The organism is Microcystis sp. M_QC_C_20170808_M3Col, assembly GCF_007095505.1.
In the GTDB taxonomy this organism is placed as follows: Bacteria; Cyanobacteriota; Cyanobacteriia; order Cyanobacteriales; family Microcystaceae; genus Microcystis.
The window spans coordinates 1-6,157 of the sequence record NZ_SFBY01000458.1 but is presented as its reverse complement, the minus strand read 5'-3'; the positions used below and the strand labels follow the sequence as shown (position 1 = coordinate 6,157).

The 6,157-nt window shown below is 42.2% G+C and carries 4 protein-coding genes and 1 riboswitch; of the genes, 3 read left to right on the top strand and 1 reads right to left on the bottom strand.

The features are described 5' to 3' along the window. Nucleotides 1–195 precede the first annotated feature (195 nt). Nucleotides 196–774 carry a DUF3172 domain-containing protein gene (locus tag EWV84_RS21015; RefSeq protein ID WP_286826644.1) on the bottom strand — a complete coding sequence of 193 codons (579 nt, stop codon included), beginning with the start codon at nt 772–774 and terminating at the stop codon, nt 196–198. Between the two features lie 189 nt (nt 775–963). Next, nucleotides 964–1,094: riboswitch (cyclic di-AMP (ydaO/yuaA leader) on the top strand. Nucleotides 1,095–1,323: 229 nt separating this feature from the next. Between EWV84_RS21015 and EWV84_RS21010 the strand changes: the two genes are divergently transcribed. The 3 genes from EWV84_RS21010 to EWV84_RS21000 all read left to right on the top strand — a co-directional run bounded on the left by EWV84_RS21010 (nt 1,324) and on the right by EWV84_RS21000 (nt 6,011). After that, entirely contained in the window at nt 1,324–2,661 is a 1,338-nt protein-coding gene (locus EWV84_RS21010) for an ArsB/NhaD family transporter (protein WP_287079848.1), read from the top strand. Between the two features lie 107 nt (nt 2,662–2,768). Further along, complete coding sequence (locus EWV84_RS21005; RefSeq protein WP_287079847.1) at nt 2,769–3,941, top strand: glycosyltransferase; 1,173 nt, start codon at nt 2,769–2,771, stop codon at nt 3,939–3,941. 54 nt (nt 3,942–3,995) lie between these two features. After that, nucleotides 3,996–6,011, top strand: coding sequence for an ABC transporter ATP-binding protein (locus EWV84_RS21000; RefSeq protein WP_287079845.1), 2,016 nt, complete (start codon nt 3,996–3,998; stop codon nt 6,009–6,011). Nucleotides 6,012–6,157: the final 146 nt, after the last annotated feature.

The following is a 6,157-nucleotide window of genomic DNA, read 5'->3' as shown; positions in this document are numbered from 1 at the left end:
TGGTTTAACCTGAGCGACTTAGTTTTTGCTGCGCTTTTTTCTGGCTTGAGATTTTAGGTTCGACAGCAACTCCTTGATTGTTTTTTGAGTTACCCCTTGACAATCAAGACAGTCGCTACGTTCTTCCCTACACCCTACACCCCAAACCCTGCCCCCTCTTTCAAGTCAGTGGTCAGAAGAACGATCTTTTCTGGTTTAGAATTTATCTGTATCTGGTCTGGGGCCAACAGCGCCGGCGGGATTAACAAAAAGATTGCCCCCGGCTTCATTTTGGAAGATACAATCGATTTTCGGTTTGCCTTCCAAGGGACCGGTATAACCAAAAGTATTCATCCGGTTTTTACAACTTTGTACCTGCTGTCCATCGACTAATTTTTGTTGTTCTAAAATTGACCAGTTATTGCGTCGCAAAACGCAACCGGGTTCCATGACTGGTTGGGTAACAAAAACATTAAAGGGGTTAAGAGTGACATAAACCCGCAAATCGGTGACAATGGCACTGGCCCCAAATTGCACGCATAATTCCGCATTGGGGGCGCTGCGATCGATTACTTCCCGGGAAGCGACGTTTTCGGGGCTAAAATTAGCGGTAGAACTGAATACCAGACCGAGACCCACTCCTAGTACAAAAATACCACCAATCAGGGCGATCATGGCATAGTTTAATTTGGCCAATAGGCCTCCGGAGGTCGAAGCGCGGGAGTCATCACCATAGGAGCGGTCATAATCACGATCGCGCGATCGGGGAGGAGTATAACGAGGTCTTCTATTCATAGAAATTTCTGATGTGGCCGCTATGGCGGTCAGTCGTTAGCTATTAGCTTATCACTGTTCTATCCTAGCAACCCGGGGGATAACCGACAGGATAGGTCTAGTATAGAGCTATATCGCTTTTTTTGAGGTTAGTATGCTATGGTGGATCACTAAATAGAGTAAGTCAGCCTAATCCAAGTTTCTATGCTAGATATTAGCTAGACAAATTCGGAGCGGAGGAACCACATTTGGGGGCGTATTTCTAGATTTTTTAGCCTAGAAAAGGATATCTCTCTATCCTAGCCCGTCAGCTAACTTCGTCGGCGTGGGGGGGAAGACTGAAACATCACTACATTCCTAGCAATGTCTTGATCGGTTCAGTTATGTCGCTGATACTACTTGATAGTCATAACTTACAGGAGACATTGTATATGGGGATTCTCATGCAGGTTCACCGATCACAACAATTTTAAGATTTTCCGTCGATAACCATATTTTTTGTGAGTTTGCTGTACATTCGGGCAAACTTTTAGTCGTATCGAGAAACCGAAAGTAAAAACAGGATCAAAAATGCTGGAATCTTTACCAATGTGGATTGCTGCAATGACTTTTATTGCAGTCATTGTGGTGATTATGTTCGAGTGGCTTCATATTACCGTAGCGGCTTTAATGGGGGCTTTAATCTTAGTTTTTACCCATATCATGACTCTCCAGGAGGCGGTGGGTTATATCAGTCGCAGTTATGCCACTCTCGCCCTATTTTTTGGGGTAATGGTGTTAGTGAGAGCCTTTGAACCAACGAAAATTTTTGATTATTTAGCAGCACAAATGGTGCTTTTAGCCAAGGGACAGGGCAAATTATTACTAATAGGAATTGTCGCCATTACTACCCCAATCTGTGCGGTATTACCCAACGCTACCACGGTGATGTTATTAGCCCCGCTGATTCCTCCCTTAGCTCAAGATATCGGTGTGGATTTTGTGCCGCTCTTAATCCTGATGGTTTTCGTGGCCAACAGTTCCGGGTTATTAACTATTGTTGGTGATCCCGCTACTTATATCGTCGGTGATTCTATTAATATAACCTTCATGGAATACCTACAGCGTTTGAGTTTAGGTGGTGCCTTGGCAGTAATTACCATTCTGGTTATGTTACCTTGGTTATTCCCGAAAATCTGGCGGACAAAATTCGAGCATTTAGAAGAATTACCCCATCCGAAAATTAATCATCCTCGCGTCTTAGCGGTGGGGGGAATTATCGTCTTTTTAGTCTTATTTTTATTCGTCGTCGGTGAATCTTTTCCCGTACCCATTTCTCCCGCGGCCGTTGCTTTGATGGGGGCCACTTTAGCCCTACTTTTAGCCCAGCAATCGAAAATCGATACGGTTCATAATATTCTCCGGGATGTGGACTGGAGTACCCTATTATTTTTTATGTCGATTTTTGTCCTAATTGGCGGCTTAGAAAAAACTGGTGTAGTTAATAGTTTATCGGGATTTCTGGCGATAATTTTAGGCAAAAATATCTTTTTAGGTTCTCTAGTCTTGCTGTTTTTTGTCGGTTTTATTTCCAGTGTCGTTCCGAATATTCCCCTAGTGGTGGCCATGGTTCCACTACTGAAACAGTACCTTGTTAATGTTAATTTAGTCGGGACAGAAGTTCTTTCTCCCGATTATGCCGGTTCTTTTCCCCCGGAAGTTTTACCGCTTTTCTACGCGATGATGTATGGGGCCACCCTAGGAGGTAATGGTACTTTAGTGGGGGCTTCTTCTAATATTGTCGCCGCCGGCATCGCCGAACAACACGGGGGCAAAATTACTTTTCATACCTTTCTGCGCTACGGCCTACCAGTGATGTTTACTCAGTTAGTCGTCTCGGCAATGTATATGTTAATTTTCTTTGTCTAGTCTATATCTGGGGGGCATTAATGTTAAGTTCGCCTAAGATTGACAAAAACGTTAACATTGATTAACATTCTCCTATCGTGCTAGATAATCTGGATTGATCGGCGATCGTGAACAAAAAAATCTCTGTTTTAGCACCAGATTTATCCGGTGGTGGTGGCACAAGAGTCTATTTGATTGCTCAAGTCTTGCAACAGCTAAACTGTCAGGTGACGGTCTATGGCCCGATTTTTGGCCGGGAAATCTATCCAACCCCACCGGGGAATTTACCGGTGGTATCGGTCCAAGGCAATAATTATCCCCAGTTTTTTGGCCAGATCAAAACTTTACTCGATCGCCTCTCCGGAGAGATTATCTATGCGGTTAAACCCCGTCCCACCAGTTTTGGCATCGGCCTACTAAAACGTTTTTTTTCCCCACGTCCCCTAATTCTCGATATTGACGATTGGGAAATGAGTTGGTTTGGTGGCGATCGATGGTCCTATCGTCCTCATCCCCGACAATTAGCTAGGGATATCCTCAAAAAAAATGGTGCGCTTAGAGACCCAAATCACCCTCTCTATCTGCGTTGGATGGAAAATTTAATTAACCGCGCCGATGGGGTGACGGTTAATAATCAATTTTTGCAAAAGCGTTACGGGGGGATTTATTTACCGAATGGCAAGGATACGCAACTATTCGATCCCAATCTCTACGATCCCGTCGCTTGTCGTCAAAAATACGGTTTATCTGCGTATAAAGTCTTAATGTTCCCGGGTACGGCTAGACCTCACAAAGGTTTAGAAGATGTCTTAATCGCTTTAGATCAAATTGGTGATCCTGATTTTAAATTGGTGGTGGTGGGAGGTCGCCAAATCGGGGATGGTTATCTGGATAGTTTGTTGGAAAAAGGTCAACCTTGGTTAATTCATTTACCTGCTCAACCGATCGATCGAATGCCGGAAGTTGTGGCCGCTGCTCATGCTATTATCGTTCCCCAGAGGGATGAAGCTACGGCTAACGCCCAATTTCCGATTAAACTCACCGATGGTATGGCGATGGCTAAACCGATTATTTCCACTAAAGTGGCAGATATTCCCGAAATTTTAGCTGATATTGGCTATTTAGTCGAACCTCGATCGCCAGAGCAACTAGCTGTCATAATTAGAGAAGTTTTTAATCATCTCGACTTGGCTAATGCACGAGGACTAAAAGCGAGAGAGCGCTGTATCGCCTCCTATAGTACCACCGCCATGGCGACAACTCTCTCTGGCATAATTACTTCTCTGGAAGGGAAATATTAGATTGTAGCGAGTAGGATAATTGACCGTTGACTATTTACTTTATTACTTATAGCGATGAATCCTAATCAAATTCTCCTTAAATATACGCTTAAATACTGGATATTAGTGGTTTCCAGCATTGTTATAGGCTTTGTCAGTACCATATTTAATGGGGTAGGAACTGTTTTAGTTATCCCCTTACTAATTTCTTTTATTAATCCTGAAAATGATATCTTAAAAAATGCCCCCCAAATTATCAAAAAGCTGCTCTCCGTTTTCGAGGTTTTCTCGGTCGATACTCGTTTTTTCTGGATGTTTGCGGCGATATTAGGGATTTTAATTCTCAAGCACATTACCAATTTTGTCAGTAATTTACTAGGCACTTACTTGTCTTTAATTATGGCAAAAGATATGCGAATTGATTCAGTTATTCTGCTGCTAGAAGTGGATATAGATTATTATGTAAAAAGTAAAATAGGAGATATTTTTAATCGTTTCATGTCGGAGATTAATCGAGCCGTAGCATCGATTAGAAATTACATAAACCTGATTAAGATTATTGGCACAGCTTTCATGTACTTAGCTATTTTATTATCAATTTCTTGGCAATTAACGATTCTTTCTAGTGTTTTGGGTGGCTTTTTAGCTCTGCTTAATCAATACTTTGTCAAGAGATCGAAAAAGTTTGGAGAGATTATCACCGTAACGGCTAAACAGCAAACTAATAAACTGTTGGAACTGTTAACTGGAATTCGCCTAATTAAAGCGGTAGGCAATGAAAGATACGAATTAGAATCTATTGTGGAAGATATCGAAGCCCGGGAGAAAGCTGGTTTAGATGCCCAGACTAATAATGCTGTAATCGCTCCGCTTAATGAAATAGGTGGAGTTGTTATTATTGCCTTAATTATTATTGCTGGTCGTTATCTTTTTAATGAACAACTTCAAGCTTTAGCGACAATTTTATTGACCTATCTCTATGTACTTTTCCGGGCATTGCCGATAGTTAGTCAGATTAACAGTGCTAGGAGTAGTCTATTGGGGGATGTTTCCGCAGTAGAGGTGGTAGCGGATTTTCTCATTCGAGAGAATAAACCATTTATGAGCAATGGCTCTATTCCCTATCAAAGATTAGAGACAGGTATTCATTTTGATAACGTCCAATTTTCCTATCCCGGTCATCAAGAATTAGTTCTCAAGGGCATCGATCTTTGGATTCCAAAAGGAAAAATGATCGCTCTTGTTGGTGCTTCGGGGGCCGGAAAATCGACAATTGCTGATTTATTACCACGCTTTTATGATCCTACAGCCGGGAGGATTCTTTTTGACGGTCACGATTTACGGGATTATGAGATCAAAACTGTGAGAAAAGCCATGGGAATAGTCAGTCAAGACACTTTTCTCTTTAATAATTCTCTCCGTTTTAATATTGCCTACGGATTAAGCGATGTTAGTGATGCAGAAATTTTAGAGGCGACAAAAAGGGCGAATGCCTACGAGTTTATCTCCAAACTGCCGGAAGGACTGGATACGGAAATTGGCGATCGGGGAGTGAGACTTTCGGGGGGACAAAAACAAAGATTAGCGATCGCTCGTGCCTTACTGCGAGATCCGGATATTCTCATTCTCGATGAAGCCACCAGTGCTTTGGATACAATTTCTGAGCGTTTAGTACAGGAAGCGATCGATGAACTCTGTCGCGAGCGGACTACTCTTGTGATCGCTCACCGTCTTTCCACAGTTCAAAAAGCCTATCAAATTGTGGTGCTGGACAAGGGAAAAGTGGCAGAAATCGGCAATCATGAGGAATTATTAGCTCAAGGTGGTCATTATGCCCGTTTACACGCTCTGCAATTTAGTGATAGCAAAGAGGCCGACTCTAAGAATAGGGAAGATGAGCAAAAAAGAAAAGCTTATTTATCCTACGAAGCGAGAAGCAGTCTTAATAGTCTTTTAGGTTCTCTGCGTCTAGTATCTGAAGATTTAATCGAAGATTCTCAGGAGAAACAGGAAATTTTAGAAGAATCCTGTAGTTCAGCCATGCGACTTCTCCATATTATCGAAGACTACGAGTATTCCTCGACTCGATAGCTCTCCTGCAAAAATCAAAAATTGTTGTCATAGTTAGTAAAAGTATAGTCAAATATAGACAGACTGAATTCCATTTCAGAAATTCCCTTCACTTTTACTTCGAGAGATTAATTCTCCTTGGGTGAACTACGCACCTCTCTATCCCA

Excerpts from the sequence above, each read along its gene's own strand:
- EWV84_RS21015 (WP_286826644.1), bottom strand. The coding sequence starts at position 774 with ATGAATAGAAGACCTCGTTATACTCCTCCCCGATCGCGCGATCGTGAT.
- EWV84_RS21010 (WP_287079848.1), top strand. The coding sequence starts at position 1,324 with ATGCTGGAATCTTTACCAATGTGGATTGCTGCAATGACTTTTATTGCA.
- EWV84_RS21000 (WP_287079845.1), top strand. The coding sequence starts at position 3,996 with ATGAATCCTAATCAAATTCTCCTTAAATATACGCTTAAATACTGGATA.